Source organism: Massiliimicrobium timonense (genome assembly GCF_002160865.1).
Classification (GTDB): domain Bacteria; phylum Bacillota_I; class Bacilli_A; order Erysipelotrichales; family Coprobacillaceae; genus Allocoprobacillus.
The window spans coordinates 15,973-39,729 of sequence record NZ_NFLJ01000017.1; the positions used below are offsets into that span (position 1 = coordinate 15,973).

The 23,757-nt window shown below is 33.5% G+C and carries 21 protein-coding genes; all 21 read left to right on the forward strand.

Annotated elements, in window-relative coordinates:
* The first annotated feature begins 5 nt into the window (after window positions 1-5).
* The 21 genes from B5E75_RS06940 to B5E75_RS07040 all read left to right on the forward strand — a co-directional run bounded on the left by B5E75_RS06940 (window position 6) and on the right by B5E75_RS07040 (window position 23,756).
* Window positions 6-1,805, forward strand: coding sequence for an NADH-quinone oxidoreductase subunit NuoF (locus B5E75_RS06940; protein WP_087358035.1), 1,800 nt, complete (start codon window positions 6-8; stop codon window positions 1,803-1,805).
* A gap of 9 nt (window positions 1,806-1,814) precedes the next feature.
* Window positions 1,815-3,563 carry an NADH-dependent [FeFe] hydrogenase, group A6 gene (locus B5E75_RS06945; protein ID WP_087358036.1) on the forward strand — a complete coding sequence of 583 codons (1,749 nt, stop codon included), beginning with the start codon at window positions 1,815-1,817 and terminating at the stop codon, window positions 3,561-3,563.
* A gap of 14 nt (window positions 3,564-3,577) precedes the next feature.
* On the forward strand, window positions 3,578-4,453 hold the full coding sequence (locus B5E75_RS06950; protein WP_087358037.1) for a hypothetical protein: 876 nt from the start codon (window positions 3,578-3,580) through the stop codon (window positions 4,451-4,453).
* Entirely contained in the window at window positions 4,450-5,187 is a 738-nt protein-coding gene (locus B5E75_RS06955; protein WP_087358038.1) for an ABC transporter permease, read from the forward strand. The genes B5E75_RS06950 and B5E75_RS06955 overlap by 4 nt, the downstream gene beginning before the upstream one ends.
* Before the next feature lie 52 nt (window positions 5,188-5,239).
* Complete coding sequence (gene rbr / locus B5E75_RS06960; protein WP_087358039.1) at window positions 5,240-5,845, forward strand: rubrerythrin; 606 nt, start codon at window positions 5,240-5,242, stop codon at window positions 5,843-5,845.
* Between the two features lie 105 nt (window positions 5,846-5,950).
* Window positions 5,951-7,687 (forward strand): ABC transporter ATP-binding protein, encoded by a 1,737-nt coding sequence (locus tag B5E75_RS06965; RefSeq protein ID WP_087358040.1) that lies wholly within the window; start codon window positions 5,951-5,953, stop codon window positions 7,685-7,687.
* Window positions 7,680-9,461, forward strand: a complete 1,782-nt coding sequence (locus tag B5E75_RS06970; RefSeq protein ID WP_087358041.1) for an ABC transporter ATP-binding protein — start codon at window positions 7,680-7,682, stop codon at window positions 9,459-9,461. The genes B5E75_RS06965 and B5E75_RS06970 overlap by 8 nt, the downstream gene beginning before the upstream one ends.
* 81 nt (window positions 9,462-9,542) lie before the next feature.
* Window positions 9,543-10,517, forward strand: coding sequence for an Rpn family recombination-promoting nuclease/putative transposase (locus tag B5E75_RS06975; protein WP_087358042.1), 975 nt, complete (start codon window positions 9,543-9,545; stop codon window positions 10,515-10,517).
* A 45-nt stretch (window positions 10,518-10,562) separates the two neighbouring features.
* A complete protein-coding gene (locus tag B5E75_RS06980) occupies window positions 10,563-10,883 on the forward strand; it encodes an RpnC/YadD family protein (RefSeq protein WP_087358043.1) in 321 nt (106 codons plus the stop codon).
* A 120-nt stretch (window positions 10,884-11,003) separates the two neighbouring features.
* The gene (locus tag B5E75_RS06985) at window positions 11,004-11,834 is read left to right on the forward strand and encodes a hypothetical protein (RefSeq protein WP_087358044.1); all 831 of its coding nucleotides are present in this window, start codon (window positions 11,004-11,006) and stop codon (window positions 11,832-11,834) included.
* Complete coding sequence (proB, locus tag B5E75_RS06990; RefSeq protein ID WP_087358045.1) at window positions 11,821-12,954, forward strand: glutamate 5-kinase; 1,134 nt, start codon at window positions 11,821-11,823, stop codon at window positions 12,952-12,954. The genes B5E75_RS06985 and proB overlap by 14 nt, the downstream gene beginning before the upstream one ends.
* Window positions 12,947-14,188, forward strand: coding sequence for a glutamate-5-semialdehyde dehydrogenase (locus B5E75_RS06995; RefSeq protein WP_087358046.1), 1,242 nt, complete (start codon window positions 12,947-12,949; stop codon window positions 14,186-14,188). Before proB ends, B5E75_RS06995 begins: the two co-directional genes overlap by 8 nt.
* Window positions 14,189-14,314: 126 nt before the next feature.
* The gene (locus B5E75_RS07000; protein ID WP_087358047.1) at window positions 14,315-14,743 is read left to right on the forward strand and encodes a MarR family winged helix-turn-helix transcriptional regulator; all 429 of its coding nucleotides are present in this window, start codon (window positions 14,315-14,317) and stop codon (window positions 14,741-14,743) included.
* A complete protein-coding gene (locus B5E75_RS07005; RefSeq protein ID WP_087358048.1) occupies window positions 14,740-16,962 on the forward strand; it encodes an ABC transporter ATP-binding protein in 2,223 nt (740 codons plus the stop codon). Before B5E75_RS07000 ends, B5E75_RS07005 begins: the two co-directional genes overlap by 4 nt.
* Complete coding sequence (locus B5E75_RS07010) at window positions 16,955-18,778, forward strand: ABC transporter ATP-binding protein (protein ID WP_087358049.1); 1,824 nt, start codon at window positions 16,955-16,957, stop codon at window positions 18,776-18,778. The genes B5E75_RS07005 and B5E75_RS07010 overlap by 8 nt, the downstream gene beginning before the upstream one ends.
* A gap of 182 nt (window positions 18,779-18,960) precedes the next feature.
* A complete protein-coding gene (locus tag B5E75_RS07015) occupies window positions 18,961-19,185 on the forward strand; it encodes an acyl carrier protein (RefSeq protein ID WP_087358050.1) in 225 nt (74 codons plus the stop codon).
* Window positions 19,186-19,227: 42 nt separating this feature from the next.
* Window positions 19,228-19,638 (forward strand): acetyl-CoA carboxylase biotin carboxyl carrier protein, encoded by a 411-nt coding sequence (locus tag B5E75_RS07020; RefSeq protein WP_087358051.1) that lies wholly within the window; start codon window positions 19,228-19,230, stop codon window positions 19,636-19,638.
* A gap of 9 nt (window positions 19,639-19,647) precedes the next feature.
* Window positions 19,648-21,015 carry an acetyl-CoA carboxylase biotin carboxylase subunit gene (gene accC / locus B5E75_RS07025; RefSeq protein ID WP_087358052.1) on the forward strand — a complete coding sequence of 456 codons (1,368 nt, stop codon included), beginning with the start codon at window positions 19,648-19,650 and terminating at the stop codon, window positions 21,013-21,015.
* Window positions 20,999-21,868 (forward strand): acetyl-CoA carboxylase, carboxyltransferase subunit beta, encoded by an 870-nt coding sequence (accD, locus tag B5E75_RS07030; RefSeq protein WP_087358053.1) that lies wholly within the window; start codon window positions 20,999-21,001, stop codon window positions 21,866-21,868. Before accC ends, accD begins: the two co-directional genes overlap by 17 nt.
* Complete coding sequence (locus B5E75_RS07035; protein WP_087358054.1) at window positions 21,865-22,785, forward strand: acetyl-CoA carboxylase carboxyltransferase subunit alpha; 921 nt, start codon at window positions 21,865-21,867, stop codon at window positions 22,783-22,785. The genes accD and B5E75_RS07035 overlap by 4 nt, the downstream gene beginning before the upstream one ends.
* Window positions 22,782-23,756, forward strand: coding sequence for a beta-ketoacyl-ACP synthase III (locus B5E75_RS07040; protein WP_087358055.1), 975 nt, complete (start codon window positions 22,782-22,784; stop codon window positions 23,754-23,756). The genes B5E75_RS07035 and B5E75_RS07040 overlap by 4 nt, the downstream gene beginning before the upstream one ends.
* Window position 23,757 lies beyond the last annotated feature (1 nt).

Sequence of the window (23,757 nt, forward strand, 5' to 3'; positions counted from 1 at the left end):
CAAAGATGCCATATAAGAGAACGCAAGTCTTAGTTTGTGCTGGAACAGGATGTACAATTGGAAATTCTGGAGCATTAATAGAAGAATTTGAAAAAGAAATCAAGTCGATGGGGCTTGATAAAGAAATTGAGGTTTTAAGAACAGGTTGTTTAGGGTTATGTGGGGCTGGACCTAATATTTCTATTTATCCTGATAATATTATTTACAAAGGTGTCAAAAAAGAAGATGTGAAAGAAATTGTGCAGGAACATCTTTATAAAGGACGTCCTGTTGAACGTTTGATGTTGAATGAATCTGATCAAGAAACAAAGGAAATTCATGATATTAGTCATACACGTTTTTATCAAAAGCAAAAGCGTGTGGCTTTGCATAACTGTGGAATCATTGATCCTGAAAACATTGAAGAATATATTGGACAGGATGGGTATTTTGCTTTAGGTCAGGTTCTATCACAGATGACCCCTCAAGAAGTTATTGATATCATTAAAGAGAGTGGTTTAAGAGGTCGTGGTGGAGGAGGTTTTCCAACTGGACTAAAATGGCAGTTTGCCTATAATGAACCGGGTGATGAAAAATATGTGATTTGTAATGCTGATGAGGGAGATCCAGGCGCATTTATGGATCGTTCCATTCTCGAAGGAAATCCTCATAGTGTCATTGAAGCAATGGTTATTGCTGGTTATGCGATTGGGGCTCATTATGGATATATTTATATTCGTGCTGAATATCCTATTGCGGTGGAACGTTTAAAAACAGCGATTGCTCAAGCAAAAGAATTGGGATTATTAGGAACAAATATTTTTGATTCTGGCTTTGATTTTGATTTGGAAATTCGTTTAGGCGCTGGTGCTTTTGTCTGTGGAGAGGAAACAGCGTTGATTCAATCTATTGAAGGTGAACGAGGAATGCCTGTTTCAAAACCACCATTTCCAGCTTATAAAGGCGTATGGGGAAAACCAACGATTATTAATAATGTTGAAACCTATGCCAATATTGCTCAAATTATTTTAAATGGTGCAGACTGGTTTAGATCTATTGGAACAGAGTCGTCACCAGGAACAAAAGTTTTTGCTTTAGGTGGTAAAATTACCAATACAGGACTTGTTGAAGTCCCAATGGGAACAACGCTGCGTGAAGTCATTTATGAAATTGGTGGTGGTTGTCCAAATCATAAACAATTCAAAGCTGTTCAGACAGGTGGACCATCAGGTGGATGTTTGACAGAAGAACAATTAGATACGCCTATTGGTTTTGATGAACTGGTGAAATTAGGTTCAATGATGGGGTCAGGTGGTATGATTGTTTTAGATGAAGATAATTGTATGGTTGATGTGGCTAGATTTTATATGGATTTTATCGTTGATGAATCTTGTGGAAAATGTACACCATGCCGTGTTGGAACAAAGCGTATGCTGGAATTGTTGGAACAGATTTGTGACGGACAAGGGACAATGGAAACATTGGATGAACTGGAAACATTGGCTATGACAATTAAAGATACAGCTTTGTGTGGATTAGGTCAATCTGCGCCAAATCCTGTTCTTTCAACAATTCATCAATTTAGAGATGAATATCTGGCACATATCATTGATAAAAGATGTCCAGCGGGAGTCTGTAAAAAATTATTACGTTATGAAATCAATAAAGATGAATGTCGTAAATGTGGTCTTTGTGCAAGACAATGTCCTGTGGGAGCCATTAGTGGAAAGATTGGAAAAGAAGCCTTTCAGATTGATCCTGACAAATGTATTCGCTGTGGTTTATGTATGAAAGCATGTCACTTTAAAGTGGTAGAAAGAAAGTAGGTGTAGAAGATGTCAAAAATAAAAATTACCATTAATAATCGAGAAGTGGAAGCCTATGAAGGACAGACTGTTCTAGAAGCTGCCAAGAATAATGGCATTCATATTCCTACTTTATGTTATCTAAAAGATGTCACTGGAACGGGTGCCTGTCGTGTCTGTCAAGTCGAAGTTGAAGGTGCTAAGACTTTATGTGCAGCGTGTGTTTATCCAGTCAGAGAAGGCATGGTTATTAAGACCAATTCACAAAGAGCATTGGATGCCAGACGTAGAGTGGTGGAATTGATTGTTTCCAATCATTCTAAAGATTGTTTATCTTGTATTCGTAATACGAATTGTGAATTACAGCGTTTATGTCAGGAATTAGGTGTTCGTGAAGATGCTTTTGCTGGTGAAAAGAGTGAACCAACATTTGACACAGTTTCACCAGGTATTGTGCGTAATACATCAAAATGCGTTTTATGTGGACGTTGTGTGGAAACATGCCAAAAAGTTCAAGGATTAGGAATTTTAGGTTATATGAATCGTGGCTATAAAACGAAGGTTGGACCGATTTATGATAAAAGCTTTGATGATGTCAATTGTATGCAATGTGGGCAATGTATTAACGTTTGTCCAGTGGGTGCTTTACATGAAAAAGAAGAAATACATTATGTGATTGAGGCTTTAAATGATCCAACGAAGCATGTTGTTGTGCAAACAGCACCAGCTGTTCGTGGGGCTTTAGGTGAAGAATTTGGTATGCCTATTGGCACAAGAGTTACAGGAAAGATGGTTCATGCTTTAAAGCTGGTTGGTTTTGATAAGGTTTATGATACCAATTTTGGGGCTGATTTAACAATTATGGAAGAAGGTTATGAGTTTTTAGGACGTTTGAAAAATCAGGGGACTTTGCCAATGATTACATCATGTAGTCCGGGCTGGGTGAATTATATTGAACATGAATATCCTGATTTATTAGATCATCTGTCTACTTGTAAATCCCCTCATATGATGTTAGGGGCGATGGTGAAATCTGTCTATGCACAATCTAAAGGGATTGATCCAAAAGATATTTATGTTGTTTCGATTATGCCTTGTGTCGCTAAAAAGGGTGAAAAAATACGTCCTGAAAATAAAACAACACATTATCAGGATGTTGATGCTGTTTTAACAACACGAGAATTAGCAAAACTGATTAAGATGTTTGGAATTAATTTTAGAGATTTAAAAGATGATGATTTCGATCAAGATTTATTTGGTGAATATAGTGGAGCTGGTGTTATTTTTGGTGCCAGTGGTGGTGTGATGGAAGCAGCCTTAAGAACAGTCGCTGATGTTTTGGCTCATGAAGACTTGACGATGATTGATTATCATGCGATTAGAGGTGTTGAAGGGGTGAAAGAGTCAACCATTAAAATTGGTGATCAGACATTAAAGGTTGCGGTTGCTCAAAGTATGTCACTGGCCAAACCATTGTTAGATGATATTCGTCAAGGTATTTCGCCTTATCATTTTATTGAAATCATGGGATGTCCGGGTGGATGCATTAATGGTGGTGGACAGCCATATGTTAATGCAACTATAAGAAATAGTGGATTTAATTTTAAAGCTGCCCGAGCCAAAGCTTTGTATGATGAGGATGTGTCTTTACCAGTACGTAAATCTCATAAAAATTCTCAAATACAGGATCTCTATCGCAATTATTTAGATCATCCTAATAGTGAAAAAGCACATCAGTTGTTGCATACACACTATAATCAAAAAGCAAAGTTTAAGTGATTTGGGAGGTTTTTATGAAGAAGTTTATACAAATAGGTTTATGTTGTTTGATGATGGGTCTTCTCATGGGGTGTCAAAAAGAAGAAACTGTGCGTATTTTATGTCCAACGGGTGCTCCTGCATTAGCTTTAGTTGGAGAATATGATAACATTAGTAAAAATGGTGAAATTCAATTCGTTGATGGGACAGATCAGCTGATTGCTCAGCTATCAAAAGCCGATAGTGAGTATGATATTATCATTGCACCTATTAATATTGGTGCCCAACTGATCGCAAAAAATCAGACATCATATCGTTTAAAAAGTATTTTAACATGGGGAAATCTTTACCTTGTTGGAACATCACAGGATGCTTTGAATGAAACAGGTGAACTGGCTTTGTTTGGTGAAGGGGCTGTTCCTCAAAAGATTATAGAAACTGTTGATTTGTCTATACGTCTTGAACCGCATTATTATTCTTCAGCAACACTCGTTCAACAAAGATTATTATCTGGGCAGGTAGATGTCGGTATGCTTGCAGAACCACTTGCCAGTGCAACGATTGCTAAAGCGAAACAATCCAATGTGGATTTGTCCATTGTGGCGGATTTACAAAAAGAATATGGTGGGTCTGGTTATCCACAGGCAGCCATGTTTGTAAGGGAAGATTATCAAAATGATGATCTATTTGAATCTATTGCACATTTTACTGAAAATGGTTATCCAGATTTAAAAGAAAAACTAGAAAATATTGGTATTGAGCAGTTAGGACTACCAAGTGTAGATATGACTGTTGCTTCGATAGAACGTCAAAATGTTCATTATGTAGAGGCTAGTCAATGTGAAGATGATATCAAACAATTTCTTCAGCTTTTCAACATCACTTATGATTCAGATATGATTTTATCATGAAAAGAAAACTGATTCTTATTTTTGCTATTTTGGTTTTATGGCAGATGGCTTCTGGAATGATTCAAAAAGAAGTCATCTTGCCTTATCCCGGTGATGTTTTACAGCAAATGGTTGCACATTTGTTTCAACAGAGTTTTTATATTGCGGTCATATCTACAATCATACGGGTGATGATCGGTTTCTTTTTGGCTTTGAGTATAGGTGTATTTTTAGGAATCCTGAGTGGTCTTTTTTCAGACTTTCGTCAATATATACAACCACTGATGACATTTTTTCAAACGATTCCACAAATTGGATATATTTTAATATTACTTGTCTGGTTTTCCAGTCACATAGCCTTGTTGATTATTATTTTTTTGATGCTGGTACCTACCTTCTATTTCAATACATTACAAGGAATGTTACATATTGATTCAGATTTGCAGGATATTATTCAACTCTATCATCATTCTTTTCTTTATAATTTACGTTATGCCTATTTACCTTTGATTCAAGGCTATATACTTTCAGCTATTCAAACAACATTACCGTTAGGTTTAAAAGTTGGAGTGATGACAGAAATCTTTGTGTCTACACAATATGGAATAGGGAAACAATTATATTTAGCAAGAGTTCAGATTGATATGACAAGTATTTTTGCATGGGTTTTATGGATGGTGCTGATGGCTTTTTTGATGATCAAGTTATCAGATATTTTGATTCAATTTATTCAAAAGAAAAATCATTCTCTTTAAAAAAGACGAATGATTTTTAAAAATAAGTCCATACTCTTAACGAGGTGAGAATATGGATTTTCAAAATAGTCAAACAAAAGATAATTTAATGCGTGCTTTTGCAGGTGAATCACAGGCGAGAAATCGTTATACATTTGCAGGTGCTATAGCAGCCAAAAAAGGACATCATATGCTGGCAGATGTTTTCTATTTTACAGCTAATCAGGAAAAAGAACATGCTGAGATTTTTTATAACCATTTAAAAGAGCTGACAGGAAAAAGTATTATGGTTGATGGGAGTTATCCGGTGGATACCTATGATGATGTCTTATCACTTTTAAAGAGTGCCAGATATAATGAATATGAAGAATATGAAGATGTCTATCCACATTTTGGTACAATTGCCAGAGAAGAGGGTTTTCATAAGATTGCACAGGATTTTTTCAATATTGCTGAAATTGAAAAAACACATGGTCGTCGTTTTGAAAAGATGGCAACACTCTTGGAAAACGGACAGCTTTATGCATCTCAACAACCTTGTTGCTGGATATGCTTAAATTGTGGTTTTGTTTTTGAAGGAACACAGGCACCTCAGCAATGCCCTGTCTGTTTACATGATCAAGGTTATTTTATACGTCTAAAAGACGCTCCATTTAGTTGTGAAAATGATAATTTGTAGCGTTTAAGAATATCTGATTAGGATATTCTTTTTATTTAACATGTCTATACGCTTGTCAAAATTTAGTGTATAATAAGATTTATACTGTATGAAGGGAGGACCTATATGAAGCTAATATTACATTATCTGAAAAGATATAAAAAATTAGTATTATTAAATATTGTATCTGTTTTTGGTTTTGCACTAGTTGAACTAGGTCTACCAACAATTATTGCAGATATGATTGATCATGGGGTGACTTATCAAAATGAAAGTTATCTTTATTCGATGTGGTTTTTAGCTATTGTGATTTCGGTGATTGGGGTAGCTGGAACGATTGTGCTAGGTTATTGTTGTGCGAGAATTTCTACTTCTATTACAAGAGATATGCGTAACGATATTTTTACACACATTCAAACATTTTCACCCCATGAATTTAACCGTTTTGGTATTTCATCATTAATTACACGAACAAACAATGATGCTTTTCAAATTCAATTATTTGTAAATGTCTTATTAAGAACAGCTTTATTGACACCAGTTATGGTCATTATTAGTGTTTTTATGACAATGCGTACATCACTTGAATTATCTCTTATTATTGCAGCGACATTACCGGTGATTGTTGTAGGGGTTATTATTATCGCAAAGGTTTCTGAGCCTTTATCACAAAAACAACAATTATCATTGGATGTATTAAATCGTATTACAAGAGAAAATCTTTCAGGGTTAAAGGTGATTAGAGCTTTTAATAATGATGCTTATGAACAAGCTCGTTTTAATAAGACAAATGAAGAATTTACGGGTTATACAAGAAAAATCTTTAAATTAATGCTTTTAACACAACCTGTCTTTTATTTTTTCTTGAATTTAGTGACATTGGTTATTTTTTATGTAGCCAGTCATATGATTGATGCTGGAACTTTACAGGTAGGAAAACTGATCGCCTTTCAGGAATATCTTTTTCATGCTATGTTTTCTATGATGCTATTTTGTAATGTCTTTGTCATGTATCCTCGTGCAGCCGTTTCTGCAAGACGTATTAATGATGTTTTATCTACCAAATGTGATATTCAAGATCATGTGACACAAACAAAGATGTCTAGAGTTAATAAACATCATTTATCATTTCAAAATGTCACTTTTGCCTATCCTGATGGTGAGGAAGCTGTTTTAAAAAATATCTCTTTTGAAGCGACTGAGGGAGAAACAATTGCCTTTATTGGAAGTACAGGTTCTGGTAAGAGTACATTAATTAATTTGATTCCACGTTTTTATGATGTCAGCAATGGGAAAATTGAAATTGATGGTGTTGATATTCAAGATTATCGTATTGATGATTTAAGAAATAAAATTGGTTTTATTCCTCAAAAGGCGATGTTGTTTACGGGTACCATTGCAGAAAATCTCAGATATGGAAAAGTTGATGCAACTTTAGAAGAATTGGAACACGCTGCTAAAGTTTCACAAAGCTATGATTTTATTATGGAAAAACCTCTAGGTTTTGATGAAATGATTACAGAAAGTGCGACGAATGTATCAGGAGGACAAAGACAGCGTTTAAGCATTGCCAGAGCGTTGATTAGAAAACCAGAAATTTATATTTTTGATGATTCTTTTTCAGCTTTGGATTATAAAACAGATGCGATTTTAAGACATGCTTTGAAAGATGAAACAAAACATTCTATTGTTTTGATTGTTGCTCAAAGAATTTCAACGATTAAAGATGCTGATCAAATTATTGTCTTAGATGAAGGACGTATTGTTGGACATGGAAAGCATCGAGACCTTTTAAAGAATTGTCCTATATATCATGAGATTGCTTCATCTCAGCTCAGTGAGGAGGAGTTAGATTATGAATAAAAAATGGCAGGTATTAAAAAACTCTTTACAACAGATGGCTCCTTTTTTCTTGCCTTATAAATGGGGATTTGTGATTGCTTTATTAATGATTGTTGTGACATGTTTTTCATTATCTATTTCTCCAATGATTGAAGGTATGATGACATCATTGTTAATGGAAAATGCTATGGATATGTTACATCATATTCCTGGTGCACATGTTGAATATGATCGTGTCATGGAAATTATTGTGATGTTGTTAGGCATTTATTTATTAAAAACTGTATCACAGTCCATAACGATTGTTACATTAACAAATTCAATTCAAAAGATGATGCATGATTTAAGAAATGCTTTGCAGGAAAAGATCAGAAAGTTACCAGTCAGCTATTTTGATCAGCACCAATATGGGGACATATTAAGTCGTATTACAAATGATGTTGATACATTGTCCAATGCTTTACAGCAGACATTAACAGAAATGATGAGAGGTCTTTTAATGTTAATGTTGGCTATTTTCATGATGTTTCGTATTCATGTCTTGATGACATGTATTGTTTTGCTGATTATTCCTGCTGCTTTACTGATTACACGATTTATTGTGAAACGTTCACAAAAAAAGTTTCAGGCACAACAGGATGCATTAGGAAACTTAAATGGTGCAATTACTGAAATCTATGGTGGATATCGTGAAATTTTACTTTTTAATAAACAAAAAGATGCTATTGAAAAGTTTAAGAATATTAACCAGACACTTTATCATAATGCTTTTCAGGCACAGTTTATGTCATCCATTATTTCACCATGTGTTTCACTTGTGACTTATATGATTATTGGAACAATCGGCTTTATAGGAAGTCTTTCTGTTTTAAATGGAACACTACTAGTTGGTGAATTACAGGCTTTTGTTCGTTATATCTGGCAGGTCAATGATCCGGTTTCTCAAGTAAGCAATTTATCTTCTCAAATTCAAGCAGCTTTTGCAGCTTTACATAGAATATCAGATATTTTAAATGAATCTGAAGAAAAACCAGTTGAAAACCCACGAGTTTTAACAAATGCAAAAGGCCATGTTGAATTTAAACATCTATGTTTTGGTTATCATGAAAAAGAAGTTCTTCATGATATTGATGTGAATATTCAAAGTGGTCAAATGGTTGCAATTGTTGGTCCAACCGGTTCAGGAAAAACAACTTTGATTAGTCTATTGTTACGTTTTTATGATGTGACTTCTGGAAGTATTTGTATAGATGGTGTAGACATTAGACAAATTCCACGTGAACAATTACGTTCTATGTTTGGTATGGTTTTACAAGATACATGGTTGTTTCATGGAAGTATCTATGAAAATATTCATTATGGACGTTTAGATGCAAGAAAAGATGAAGTCATTGAGGCAGCTAGACAGGCTAATGTTGATCATTTTATTCGTACATTACCAGATGGGTATGATATGATTGTCAATGAAGAAGCCAATAATATTTCACAAGGTGAAAAGCAATTATTAACAATTGCCAGAGCTATGTTGAAAGACCCTCAGATTATGATTTTGGATGAAGCAACATCTTCTGTGGATACACGATTAGAAAAGAGATTACAGGATGCTATGCAAAGAGTCATGAAAGGACGTACAAATTTTGTTATAGCGCATCGTTTATCAACAATCAAGAATGCTGACTTGATACTTGTTATTAAAGATGGTTATCTTGTTGAACAGGGAACACATGAAGAATTATTAGAAAAGAATGGTTTTTACAGTCAGCTCTATAATGCACAGTTTCAAGAAATGTCATAATATGTGATATTATGTGAAATAACAGTAAAAAAAGAAAAATGCCCTCAAACTTTCGTATAGAAAAGTAGGAGGGCATATTTTATGAAAAAAAGAAGAACAAAAATTGTAGATTTTAAAAATGATGTTTTGTTTAAATTTACTTTAAGAGATGACCAAGATCCCGATTGTTTGTATCTTTTAAAGCTGATTATTGAAAATATTGCAGGTATTGAATGTCATTCTTTAAAGGTTCAAAATCCTGAATTGAATCCCCAGCATGTAGAAGATAAGGATATGATTCTTGATATTAGAGTCATAAATGAAAATGGTGAAATTTGTGATGTAGAAATGCAAAATTCATCATTAGATAGAGAACAATATCAAAGATTTCAAATCTATGGTGCGAAATTGCTTTCTGAACAACAAAAAAGAGGTGATGATTATATTGAACATATTCACCCTGTGTTTCAATTGATTTTCATTGATGATTTAGATACTGATAATTTGATGTTAATAGATAAGTATATGACGAGAAATGATTTGGGTAAAGTAGAAAGATATTGTTTAATAACGAGAATTTATATATATTTACCGTACATAAACATTTTGAAAAAAGAAAAACAAATAGGTAACTTTGATGAACTGGAAACAGCTATCTATATATTTAAAAATGGGTTGGATGATGATATAATAAAAACAGGTAAAAAGGTGGTGAAGATCATGGAAAAGAAAGTTGAAAAGTTTAATGAAGATATGATTTTACAGGATATGGCATTTCATCGTGACTTAAACAAATGGGCAAGTCATGCAAGAATTCAGAGAGTACGTGAAGAAAGTTTAAGAGAAGGGAAGCAAGAAGGTTTAAGAGAGGGGAAACAAGAAGGTTTAAGAGAAGGAAAACAAGAAGGTTTAAAATATTCTGTATTGAAATTATTTCAAAAAAGATTTTCTGAAGTTGAAACAGCTTTTCTGGATGATTTATCAGCTGAACAGTATGAAAAAATTCTTGATCTTCTCCTGGAAGGAGCTACTCTTGAGGATATTTATCGTGCTGTTGCAATAGTCAATCATGAGTGATTAAAAAAGAAGTTCATATTGTAAATTTAAATGGAGATGGCAATTATGGAAAAGTTTAATGAAGATATGATTTTACAGGATATGGCATTTCATCGCGACTTAAACAAATGGGCAAGGCATGCAAGAATTCAGAGAGTACGTGAAGAAGGCTTAAGACAAGGGAAACAAGAAGGTTTGAGAGAAGGAAAACAAGAAGGTTTAAAATATTCTGTATTGAAATTATTTCAAAAGAGATTTTCTGAAGTTGAAATAGCTTTTTTGGATGATTTATTAGTTGAACAGTATGAAAAAATTCTTGATCTTCTCCTGGAAGGAGCTACTCTTGAGGATATTTATCGTTTTGTTAATAAAGAAGTAAGTGGTTGATTTTGAGGAAGTTTGACCTGATTCTTGAAGGAATCAGGTTTTTATATCTTGAAAATTGTTTGCCTTTTACTTTTAAGAATAAGTTGTGTATAATAGTAAAAACAAAGAGGGGCTGAAATCGTGAATATCAAAGACATTAAAAATCATGCAAATAAAATTTATATACAATATCGAAAACAGATTATACCTGAATTTTTTTACGTGGGTTATGTTGGTGTCTTGGCTCAATATTTAAGAAGTGGTATCTTTTCTTTTTTTGTATCACTGTTTTTATGCTCTATTAGTCATGGCTATGTGAAATGTGCAATGAAGTTAGTTGATTTTCCTAAACCGGTATTGGATTATCATGATTCACTGAATGGAATCATCTGTTTTCCAAAAGTAGCTCCTGCTTATTTAATGAGAAAAGCAGTACTTGTTGTGTGCACACTTATCTGTTTGCTTCCTTCTTTTTTTACCATTCAAAGTTTAATACCTGAATTTTCAATAGAATGGTTTTCATCATTAGGCAATACGCTGATTCAAACAGAATATTTTATTCCTAAATTTCAATACTTATCATTGATTATGGAAAATACATTTTTAGTAGGAAATATTATACTATGTATCCTAGTTTATCTTTTTTTGACAGCATTATTTATGCCAGTGCCTTATGTGATGGAATTAGAAGAATTTTCTTGGAGTGAATGTTTAAGTTATTCCATGCGTTTAATGAAGAAAAAACTCTTTTCATTTGTTTGTCTTTATTGTTTTTATATGTTTAGACATGCTTTATATTGGATTGTGACAGGATGTGTTGTTTTATGGATTGGTCGTTTAAATGAAATTTTGATGTTGTTTTGTATGATTACATCATTGTTTTTATATATTGAGGTCTTCAAAGGGAGATTTGAAATTGCCAAATATTTATTTTATAAAGAAATGAGTGAAGAATATCATGAGAAAAATTGAAAATATAAAACGAGTTATTATTAAAATAGGATCTTCCTCATTGTGTCATTCAAATGGTTATATTGATCAACAGAAAGTATTATATTTTGTTATGCAGATAGCACAATTTATTGAACAAGGAAAAACAGTTGTCATTGTTTCTTCAGGGGCGATTAGTGCAGGGATGGGTGCTATGGAACTTTCATGTAAGCCAGAAACATTGCCTCAAAAACAGGCACTTGCAGCCATTGGACAGGCAAAACTTATGCAAATTTATGAAGAAATCTTTCAACTTTTTCATTTGAAATGTGCACAAGTTTTACTGAATCATGGGGATTTTGATGATCGTCAACGTTTGATGAATCTTTCTCATACTATGAATGCTTTGATTGATTATGGCGTGATACCTATTGTCAATGAAAATGATGCTTTGGCTGTAGAAGAAATTAAGGTTGGGGATAATGATACACTTTCAGCTTTGCTGGTTCCTGTGATTGATGCGGATTTGCTTATTTTAGTTAGTGATATTGATGGACTTTATACAGATAATCCTCATGTCAATCCTCAAGCGCAACTTTTAAAATATGTAGAAAGAATTGATGAAAGAATTGAAAAGATGGCATCAGGATCTTCATCAAAGTTAGGAACTGGGGGTATGGCAACCAAAATCAAAGCAGCTAAGATTGTCAATGACTATGGAAAAGATATGGTCATTGTCAGTGGTCAAAAACAAAATGCTCTTTTGCATATTTTTGATGAACATGAAGAAGGAACATGGTTTAATGGACAAAGTGGAAAGAATTTAAATGCAAGAGATCACTGGTTGACTTATCGTAGTCATTCTAAAGGAAAAATTATTGTTGATAAGGGAGCTAAACAGGCACTAAAGGAACATAAAAGTTTATTGCCTTCAGGGATTATGGATGTCAAAGGATCGTTTTTATCAGGACAGGTTGTGGATATTGTAGATCAAGATGAGCAAGTCATTGCAAAAGGGATTGTTCAATATTCAAGTTTGGAAATTATGTTGGTCAAAGGACATCAAAGTTTTGAAATGAAAAAGATTTTGGGAAATTATGATTATGATGAAATTATTCATGCGAATAATATGGTTATATTAGGAGGAAAATCCAATGAATAAAAATCTTCTGGAACAATTGGTTCAAGCCAGACAGGCTCAGCGTCAAATGATGAATGTATCAACAGATAACAAAAATAAGGCTTTGCAAAATATTGCGAAAACATTAAAAGAGCATATTCCTGATATTATCGTAGAAAACCAAAAAGACATTGAAAATGCGAAAAAAACAGGGATGTCAAAAGCAATGATGGATCGTTTATTCTTAAATGAAGAACGTATTTTGAGTATTTGTGATGATGTTTTAAAGTTAATTCATTTAAAAGATCCTGTTGGAGAAATTGTAAGAGAAATCAAACGACCTAATGGATTGTTGATTCAACAAGTCCGTATTCCAATTGGTGTCTTTGGTATTGTTTATGAAGCACGACCTAATGTTACTATTGATATTGCCTGTTTATGTATCAAATCTGGAAATGTCTGCTTGTTAAAGGGTGGTAAAGAGGCCATTCATTCTAATCGTATACTTGTGTATTACATGCAAAAAGCTTTGCAAGATTTACTTCCTGTAACATCTGTTCAATTGATAGATTATGGTGGACGTGAAATGGTTGATGAATTGATTCGTGCCTATGGTTATGTGGATGTTGTGGTTCCACGTGGAGGAGCAGGATTGATTCAACATGTTGTGCAAAATGCAACAGTTCCAGTGATTGAAACAGGAGCAGGAAATTGTCATTTATATATCGACAAAGAAGCAGATATGGAAAAAGCAATAGATATTAGTGTGAATGCGAAAATTCAAAGACCATCTGTTTGTAATGCGATCGAAACAATTCTTGTTCATCAAGATATTGCAGCTAAATATTTACCATTATTATATGAGCAGTTTCAAAACTGTGTAGAAATACGAGGGGACCAAAGTGTTCAAAAATATATTCCTTGTCAACAGGTGACAAGAGAGGATTATGCAACAGAATATGATGATTATATTGTCGCAATCAAAGTTGTTCAAGATGTCAAAGAAGCTGTGGGACACATTGCTCAATATTCAACGAAACATTCAGAAGCTATTATTACAGAAAATATCCAAACAGCAGACTATTTCTTGAGTCATGTGGATTCAGCCTGTGTTTATCATAATGCCTCAACTCGTTTTAGTGATGGTGGTGAATTTGGCTTTGGAGCAGAACTAGGAATTAGTACCCAAAAGCTACATGCTAGAGGACCATTAGGCTTACAGGAAATGACATCTTATCAATATAAAATATATGGAAATGGACAAGTCCGTGAATAAGGGATAAAAATTTTATTTTTTGTCCTTTTTGTTTATTTAATTGAATTATGAGATTCACTTTTTATATTGACATTAATTAGTCGACTAAGTATAATGATTAGTGCACTAAGTAATAGGAGGGAAAGTATGGAATATCAATGTTTTAGTGAAATGATGGAAGAAATGAGAGAGATTCATAAAATGATTCAAAAATTAACATCTCAAAAATGTCATCATTTAACAATGGAACAACTCAAACTCATTTTTTTGATTTCTCATGCACAAATGAATCAAAAGGAGATTGCCCAAAAACTTCGTATTACTGAGGCAACACTTTCAGTAAGAATCAAAAGATTGGTTGATATGGGGTTTATTGAAAGGAAATTAAATGAAGATGATAAAAGACATTATTATATTGTTTTGTCTTCTCAAGGTAAAGCAGTCATTGAAGAAATGAAAAGAGATTTTCATTATGTTCATCAAGTTGTTTGTAAAGATTTAACTGATGAAGATTATCAATCTGTTTTAAAAGTTGTCAAAAAAATAAAAAGGAATTTAAAGGAGGAGATTGAGTGACTAAGTTACGTAAATTTGCCTATAAGTTTTGGCTGCCAATTATTTTGTGTATTGGTTTTGTTTTTATTCAATCACAATCAGAATTGGCATTACCAGACTATATGAGTGATATAGTGACAAATGGGATACAAGCTGGTGGATTTGATACATCAATAGGTGAAGTTTATAGTCAAGATACTTTTGAACATCTCTTGATTTTTGCAGATGAAAAGCAAAAAGATATCATTGAATCAAGCTATACGTATGTTTCATATAAAGATTTATCTGATGATATCAAAAAAGAGTTTCCACATTTGCAAGATGCTTATGTTCATAACAGTATGACTCAAGAACAGAATCAAAAGCTGGAAAATGCATTGATAAAGCCAATGCTTATGGTTTCAGCCATTGATTCAATGGACCCTAATTCAAAAGAATATCAACAATTATTTCAAAATGTACCAGAAGGTATGGATATTTATCAGGTTTTTTCAATGATGGATGAACAGGCCAAAAGTCAAATGACAGCAAAAATTGATGCTCAAATTGAAACAATGGGTGAATCAACGATGTTGGTTGCGGCTGGAAATGGTGTCAAAAATGAGTATATGGCACTAGGAGCAGATGTTGATCAAATGCAGACAGAGTATATCTTTATGTCTGGATTGAAGATGTTAGGTATTGCTTTACTTGGTTCGTTAGCTGCAATGGCATCAGCGTTCCTTTCTTCACGAGTAGGGGCAGGGTTTGCCAGAGATTTAAGGCGTGCTGTTTTTAAGAAAGTCGAAAGTTTTTCTAATAGTGAATTTAATAAATTTTCAACAGCATCACTCATCACACGTACAACAAACGATATTACACAAGTCCAAATGTTGATGATTATGTTGCTTCGTATTGTTTTATTTGCACCTATGATGGGTGTTGGAGCATTAATTAAAGCTTTTACCCATTCATCATCTATGACATGGATTATTTTGATGATTTTATTTGTCATTACACTTGTCATTGTGATTTTGATGAAAGTTGTTTTACCAAAATTTAAAATTATTCAATCATTAATTGACAGATTAAACTTAACTATGCGTGAAAATTTAACAGGTGTTCTTGTGATTAGAGCTTTTGGTAATGAAAAACATAGTGAAGAACGTTTCGATAAGGCCAATAATGATTTAACAACAGTCAACTTATTTGTCAATCGTGCGATGGCTACATTAATGCCAATCATGATGTTTATTATGAACTTTGCAACTGTTCTGGTTGTTTGGGTTGGTTCACAACAATTAGATTTAGGACATATTGCGATTGGAGAAATGATGGCTTTTATTCAATATGCTATGCAGATTATTATGTCATTCTTGTTTATTGCGATGATATTTATTATGATTCCTCGTGCCAGTGTAGCTGCTGATCGTGTTTATGAAGTTTTATCAACAGAATTAACCATTCAAGATCCACAACAACCTGTTGATTTTGATCCAAAACAACAAGGGGTTGTGGAATTTAAAGATGTGTCTTTCCAATATTCGGGTGCTCATGAACCTGTTTTAAGTCATATTACTTTTACAGCAAAACCGGGACAAACAACAGCGTTTATTGGTTCGACAGGTTCTGGAAAGAGTACCTTAATAAATTTGATTCCACGTTTCTATGATGTGAGTGCTGGTGAAGTCATTGTGGATGGTGTCAATGTTAAAGATGTGAAGCAACATGATTTAAGAGAACGTATAGGTGTTGTTCCACAAAAAGGTGTTTTATTCTCTGGAACGATTCGTTCTAACTTACAATATGGGGCTCATGATGCCACTGATGAAGAATTGAATGAAGTGATTCGTGTAGCACAGGCAAAAGAGTTTGTGGATGCCAAACCGGATGGTTTAGATGAAGCTATTTCACAAGGTGGAACAAATGTTTCTGGTGGACAAAAACAACGTTTAGCAATTGCAAGAGCTCTTGCAAAAAATCCAGAGATTTTGATTTTTGATGATAGTTTTTCAGCATTGGACTTTAAGACAGATGCGATTTTAAGAAAAGAATTAAATCAGTTAATGGAAAAGAATCATAATACTGTATTGATTGTTGGACAAAGAATAGCTTCTATTATGGATGCTGATCAGATTATTGTTTTAGATGATGGAAAAATTGTTGGAAAAGGAACTCATGAAAAATTGATGAAATCTTGTCAAGTTTATCAGGAGATTGCTTATTCACAACTTTCAAAGGAGGAATTAGCCAATGCCTAGAGGACACATGGGTGGTAGACAGATGTCTAATGAAAAAGCTAAGGACTTTAAGGGAACGATTCAAAAATTATTTGCACATTTACGTCCCTATTATGTGAAATTTATATTTATCTTTATATTTGCTGCAGGATCAACAATCTTTTCTATTTTTGGACCGAAAGTATTGGCTCAGGCAACAGATAAATTAAGTGAAGGAATAATGGCTAAGGTTTCACATACAGGTGGTATTGATTTTGATGCAATCTTTCAAATTCTTATTTTCCTTGTCTGTATTTATTTGTTCAGTGCTTTACTAAATTATATTCAAGGATTTTTAACTTCAGGTATATCTCAAAAAGTTGCTTATGATTTTAGAAAAGAAATTTCAGAAAAAATGGATCGTTTGCCATTGAGTTATTTTGATACACATTCGAGTGGGGATACCTTATCACGTGTAACCAATGATGTTGATTTGATTGCGCAATCATTGAATCAGAGTTTAACACAGGTGGTGACATCTTCCGTTACAGTGATTGGAATTTTAATCATGATGCTGACAATCAGTATTCCAATGACATTATTAGCGTTATGTGTGTTACCTATTTCAATGTTTTTAATGACTAAAATCATGAAAAGAACACAAAAGTACTTTATTTCACAACAAACAAGTTTAGGAAATGTGAATGGTCACATTGAAGAAATGTATGGTGCTCATCAAGTGGTCAAAGCATTTAATGGCGAAGAAGATTCGGTCGCACGTTTTGAAGACTATAATGATGATTTATATAACTCTGCATGGAAATCACAGTTCTTTTCTGGCTTGATGCAACCACTTACAACATTTGTTGGAAATATTGGTTATGTGGGTGTGTGTTTGTTAGGTGGATTTTTAGCTAGTGGACAAATGATTTCGATTGGGGATATTCAGGCATTTATTCAATATGTGCGTCAATTTAACCAACCGATTACTCAACTTGCTCAAATTATGAATCAATTACAATCGACTGCAGCTGCTGCAGAACGTGTGTTTGAATTTTTAGATGAACCAGAGATGGAAGAAGAACATGCTTTGGTCACTAGTGACCAAGTCCATAACATGCAAGGAAGTGTTACATTCAACCATGTTCAATTTGGCTATACGCCAGAAAAAACAATCATTCACGACTTTTCTATGCATGTTCATGCTGGACAAAGTGTTGCAATTGTTGGACCAACAGGTGCGGGGAAAACAACGATTGTCAAATTGTTAATGCGTTTTTATGAATTGAATGGTGGGCATATCTTAATTGATGGAAAAGATATTACACAATTTGCCAGAAGTGATTTAAGAAGTTTGTTTGGTATGGTTTTACAAGATACATGGTTATTTGGTGGAACGATTCGTGAAAACTTAAAGTATGGAAAATTAGATGCAACAGATGAAGAAATGTATGAAGCCTGTCGATTGGCATATGCTGATCATTTTATTAATACTTTAGAAGATGGTTATGATACAATCATTAATGAAGAATCTAATAATATTTCACAGGGACAAAAACAATTATTAACTATAGCCAGAGCTTTTCTTGCGAATCCTAAAATCTTGATTTTAGATGAAGCAACTTCATCTGTTGATACAAGAACAGAAGTATTGATACAAAGAGGTATGGATAAATTGATGGAAGGAAGAACAAGCTTTATTATTGCTCATCGACTTTCTACGATTAAGGATGCTAATACGATTATTGTCATGAAAGATGGCGATATTGTAGAATTAGGAAACCATGAGTCATTACTTGCAAAAAATGGATTCTATGCCGAATTGTATCAATCACAATTTGAATCAAGTCATGAATAACTTACTCATTTTGAGTGAGTTATTTTTATTTTTTAGATACTTTTAAAAATTTATATAAAATTTTTTAAATAAATTAATGAAAATCTATTTACAAATCAAAAAAAGAGGTGTATAGTAACATTACTTCAAAAATTTGAAGTAAGAATATAAAAAATTTTAAGTAAAACATAGGAGGACATATCATGTTTGAACAAGTTAAAGACGCATTAGTAGAATCTTTAAATATTGATGGAGAAGGAATTACACCAGAATCAAGATTAAAAGAAGATTTAGAAATTGATTCTTTAGCAGCTGTTGAATTATCTTTAGATTTAGAAACAGAATTTGATGTTGAAATTTCTGATGAAGAATTAGCTGCATTAGTAACTGTAGAAGATATTGTGAAATTAATTGAATCTAAACAATAAGCTAAGGTTTCACTTAGCTTATTTTTCTAAGGAGGAATGGATATGGATACTGAAAAAATTAAATCAATTATGCAGATGTTTGAAGAAAGCCAAATATCTAAGATGGATTTAACTGATGGTGATTTGCATATCACATTAGAAAAAGATGTTGAAGTTAAACAGGTTGTGGCACCAGTTGTGGGACAATCTGTTCAAGAAGAAAAAACTGAAGAAAAAACAGGAACACCTATAAAAAGTCCAATTGTTGGAACATATTATCAATCAAGTGGTGCTGGAAAAGAACCTTATGTTAAAGTAGGAGATACGATTCAAGAAGGAGATACAATTTGTATTATTGAAGCAATGAAAGTCATGAATGAAATTAAAGCAACTGTTTCTGGTAAAGTTTTATCTATTGAAGTTCAAGATGGTGAAACTGTTGAATATGATCAGACTTTAATGATGATAGGGTAAGGTGATTGTATGATTGAAAAATTATTAATCGCTAATCGTGGTGAAATTGCTGTAAGGATTATTCGTACATGTAAAGAAATGGGAATACAGACAGTCGCAGTTTATTCAACGGCTGATAGACAATCTTTACATGTGCAACTGGCAGATGAATCCGTATGTATTGGAGGACCTTTAGCTAATGATTCTTATTTGAATATGAATGCCATTATTCAGGCAGCATGTAATACAGGATGTGATGCTATTCATCCGGGATTTGGTTTTTTAAGTGAAAACAGTCAGTTTGCCAGATTGGTTATTCAGTGTGGACTCATTTGGGTTGGGCCTTCACCAGATATTATTGATATGCTGGGAAATAAGTCAGCAGCCAGAAAAATGATGAAAGAAGCTGGCGTTCCCGTTATTCCGGGTTCTAAAGAAGTTGTGGAAACTGTTGAACAAGGAAAAGACATTGCCAGTCGTATTGGTTATCCAGTGATGATTAAGGCAAGTAATGGTGGTGGTGGACGTGGTATGCGTGTTGTTTGTAATGAAGAAGAATTTGAAACACAATACACAAATGCAAAAGCAGAAGCCAAAGCCTGTTTTGGAGATGATGATGTCTATTTAGAAAAATTGATTGAAAATCCAAAACATATTGAAGTGCAGGTCATTGGAGATCAACATGGAAATGTGATTCATTTATATGAAAGAGATTGTTCATTTCAAAGACGTCATCAAAAGATGATTGAAGAAGCACCATGTCATATTTTAAAGAAAGATGTTCGTCAACATTTATTTGAAGATGCTTTAAAAGCTTGTCGTCATGTAGGTTATAACAGTGTGGGAACGATAGAGTTTTTATTAGATAAACATGGAAATTATTATTTTATGGAAATGAATACACGTATTCAGGTAGAACATCCTATTACAGAGATGATTTGTGGTGTTGATTTGATTAAATTACAGTTAAAAGTCGCAGAAGGATTAAAGCTTCCTTATCGCCAAGAAGATATTCATCAAAATGGTTATGCTTTAGAGTGTCGTATTAATGCCGAAGATATGAATCGTGATTTTGCTCCAACACCTGGAAAAATAACTTTTATGCATTTGCCGGGTGGACGTGGTGTACGTGTTGATAGTGCGATGTATAGTGGATGTGAAATTTCACCTTATTATGATTCTATGATTTTAAAACTCATTACATTTGCACCGACACGACTAGAATGTATTAAAAAGATGCGTGCAGCTTTAAGTGAAGTCATTATTGATGGCATTTCAACCAATACAAAATTTCATTACTATGTTCTTCATTCTAAAGAATTTATTGAAGGAAGATATGATACAAGTTTTTGTGAAACATTTATAAAGGAGTTGAAAGATAATGGATCAATTGTTTAAAAAGCGAAATGAAGAATTGAAAGAATTCTCATCATGGCTCAAAAGACATAAGGTCAAAGAAAAAAAAGAAATTCCAGAAAATATTTTTAAACAATGTGATCATTGTCATGAGTCAATTCCTTATTTTTCTCTTATTGAAAATGATTATGTATGTCCTAAATGTGGTTATCATATGAAAATTAGTGCCAGACAACGTATTCGTGATTTGATTGATGATGGTTCATGGCGTGAATATTTTGAAAAAGATCATACAGAAAATATAGAAAACTTTCCGGGTTATGATGCTAAATTAAAAAAGGCACAAATGTCAACAGGAATGAATGAAGCAGTTATTTGTGGGATTGGCAAAATCAACCAAAATCGTCTTGTTTTATGTGTCATGGATTCTCGTTTTATGATGGGAAGCATGGGAAAAGTTGTGGGCGAAAAAATCTGCAAAGCTGTTGAATTAGCAACACGTAAAAAACTTCCTTTAGTCATTAGCTGTACAAGTGGAGGAGCCAGAATGCAGGAAGGAATTGATTCTTTAATGCAGATGGCTAAGATTAGTGCAGCTTTAAAACGCTTTTCCAATCAAGGTGGATTATATATTGCTTTATTGACGCATCCAACAACGGGTGGTGTCAGTGCTAGTTTTGCGATGTTAGGTGATATTATTATTGCTGAACCACAAGCCATGATTGGATTTGCTGGAAAACGTGTCATTCAAGATACCATTAAACAAGAATTACCAGAAGGTTTTCAAACAGCTGAATTTTTACTTGAAAAAGGTTTTATTGATATGATTGTTCAAAGACATGATTTAAAAAATGTTATTTCAGATTTATTAAAGTTACATGGAGGAAAATTATGAGCCTCATAGATAATGAAAATAAAATAAAAGAGTTACAAGCCAAAAGAGCTATGACTCAAGATCAAAAAGAATTTGATGAATTATCTTTACAGATAGATCATTTGACTAAAGAAACATATCAGAATTTAACGGCTTGGGATCGTGTGTCTATCGCCAGACATCCATCACGACCAAAAGCTAGTGATTTTATTGAAGGATTGTTTGATCATTTTTATGAACTTCATGGGGATAGACGTTTTGGAGATGATCAGGCGATTATTGGGGGAATTGGTTATTTTCATTCAATGCCGGTGACAGTGATTGCTCAGGCTAAGGGGAAAACTTTACAGGAAAACTTAGATCGACATTTTGGAATGTGTAATCCAGAAGGTTATCGTAAGGCCTTAAGACTTGCCAGACAGGCAGAAAAGTTTCATCGTCCCATTATTACTTTTGTGGACACAGCTGGAGCTTATCCGGGTATTGAAGCTGAAGAAAGGGGACAGGCACAAGCTATTGCTGAATGTTTGTATGTTTTCTCTGATATCAAAACACCTGTCATTTGTGTGGTGTTATCTGAAGGAGGAAGCGGAGGGGCTTTAGCTTTGAGTGTGGCCGATCGTATTTGTATGTTAGAAAATGCCATTTATTCAGTGTTATCACCAGAAGGTTTTGCAAGTATTTTATGGAAAGATGATAGTCGTGTACAAGAAGCAGCTGAAGTCATGAAACTCACATCTTATGATTTATATGAAAAAGGGATTGTGGATTATTTAGTCAAAGAACCTACTGGTGGTATGCAAAATGATTTAAAACTTGTTTTAGATAATATAGATCAGTACTTACAAAAAGAATTAGATATTTTAATGCATACAAAAGAAAAAGAATTGTTAGAAAAACGTTATCAGAAATTTCGTAAAATGGGAGTGATGTCATGAGTTCAATTGAAATCTTAGGAACAGGGTTTGTCAGAGCTCAAAAGAAAATATCTAATCAGGATTTAGAAAAAAGAGTCGATACAAGTGATGAATGGATTGTTCAAAGAACAGGGATTTCATCACGTTATGTGAGTGAAACTGAAAATACAAGTGATTTGGCTTGTCAAGCCAGTTTACAGGCGATTGAAGATGCTAAAATCCAAAAAGAAGATATTGAAGTGATTATTGTTGCGACAATGACACCGGATTGTATGACACCTTCAACAGCTTGTCTTGTACAGGCAAAACTTGGATTAAATGATTGTCCTGTTTTTGCGTTTGATATTAATGGGGCATGTAGTGGATTTTTATATGCGTTTCAGATTGCCAGTGATTTATTGAATAGATATCAGCATATTCTGGTGATTGGCAGTGAAACAATCAGTAAGATGATTGACTGGAATGACCGTTCAACTTGTGTCTTATTTGGGGATGGTGCAGGAGCAATGGTTCTCGGTCGTGGTCAAACAAAACTTTATCATTATGCCAATAGTGAAGGTGATGTAGAAGATGTGTTAAAGGCTCAAGGCTTACCATTAGTGAAAGATTTACAAAACAACGAAGCTACAACACATTATTTAAATATGAAAGGAAACGATGTGTTTAGATTTGCTGTGAGAGTCTTAAAAGAATCTATTGAAAATGTTTTGGAACAATCACATCTTACAATGGATGATATTGACTTAGTGATTCCACATCAAGCCAATTATCGTATTATTAGTCATGTCGCTAAAAAAATGAAAGTTGATCTTTCTAAATTTTACATGAATCTTCAAGAGTTTGGAAATACTTCAGCGGCTAGTATTCCGATTGCTTATGCAATGGCACAAAGAGAAGGAAAAATACCAGCCAATGGTCGTGTGATTTTAGTTGGCTTTGGTGCAGGACTTACATATGGGGCAACTCTTATTGACAATAGAGGAGGACAATAAA

Coding starts and splice junctions, on each gene's coding strand:
- B5E75_RS06975 (WP_087358042.1), top strand. CDS start 9,543: ATGAAAAAAAGAAGAACAAAAATTGTAGATTTTAAAAATGATGTTTTG.
- B5E75_RS06940 (WP_087358035.1), top strand. CDS start 6: ATGCCATATAAGAGAACGCAAGTCTTAGTTTGTGCTGGAACAGGATGT.
- accD (WP_087358053.1), top strand. CDS start 20,999: ATGGATCAATTGTTTAAAAAGCGAAATGAAGAATTGAAAGAATTCTCA.
- B5E75_RS07020 (WP_087358051.1), top strand. CDS start 19,228: ATGGATACTGAAAAAATTAAATCAATTATGCAGATGTTTGAAGAAAGC.
- B5E75_RS06945 (WP_087358036.1), top strand. CDS start 1,815: ATGTCAAAAATAAAAATTACCATTAATAATCGAGAAGTGGAAGCCTAT.
- B5E75_RS07010 (WP_087358049.1), top strand. CDS start 16,955: ATGCCTAGAGGACACATGGGTGGTAGACAGATGTCTAATGAAAAAGCT.
- B5E75_RS06980 (WP_087358043.1), top strand. CDS start 10,563: ATGGAAAAGTTTAATGAAGATATGATTTTACAGGATATGGCATTTCAT.
- B5E75_RS06955 (WP_087358038.1), top strand. CDS start 4,450: ATGAAAAGAAAACTGATTCTTATTTTTGCTATTTTGGTTTTATGGCAG.
- B5E75_RS06970 (WP_087358041.1), top strand. CDS start 7,680: ATGAATAAAAAATGGCAGGTATTAAAAAACTCTTTACAACAGATGGCT.
- accC (WP_087358052.1), top strand. CDS start 19,648: ATGATTGAAAAATTATTAATCGCTAATCGTGGTGAAATTGCTGTAAGG.
- B5E75_RS07040 (WP_087358055.1), top strand. CDS start 22,782: ATGAGTTCAATTGAAATCTTAGGAACAGGGTTTGTCAGAGCTCAAAAG.
- B5E75_RS07015 (WP_087358050.1), top strand. CDS start 18,961: ATGTTTGAACAAGTTAAAGACGCATTAGTAGAATCTTTAAATATTGAT.
- proB (WP_087358045.1), top strand. CDS start 11,821: ATGAGAAAAATTGAAAATATAAAACGAGTTATTATTAAAATAGGATCT.
- B5E75_RS06995 (WP_087358046.1), top strand. CDS start 12,947: ATGAATAAAAATCTTCTGGAACAATTGGTTCAAGCCAGACAGGCTCAG.
- B5E75_RS07035 (WP_087358054.1), top strand. CDS start 21,865: ATGAGCCTCATAGATAATGAAAATAAAATAAAAGAGTTACAAGCCAAA.
- B5E75_RS07000 (WP_087358047.1), top strand. CDS start 14,315: ATGGAATATCAATGTTTTAGTGAAATGATGGAAGAAATGAGAGAGATT.
- rbr (WP_087358039.1), top strand. CDS start 5,240: ATGGATTTTCAAAATAGTCAAACAAAAGATAATTTAATGCGTGCTTTT.
- B5E75_RS06950 (WP_087358037.1), top strand. CDS start 3,578: ATGAAGAAGTTTATACAAATAGGTTTATGTTGTTTGATGATGGGTCTT.
- B5E75_RS06965 (WP_087358040.1), top strand. CDS start 5,951: ATGAAGCTAATATTACATTATCTGAAAAGATATAAAAAATTAGTATTA.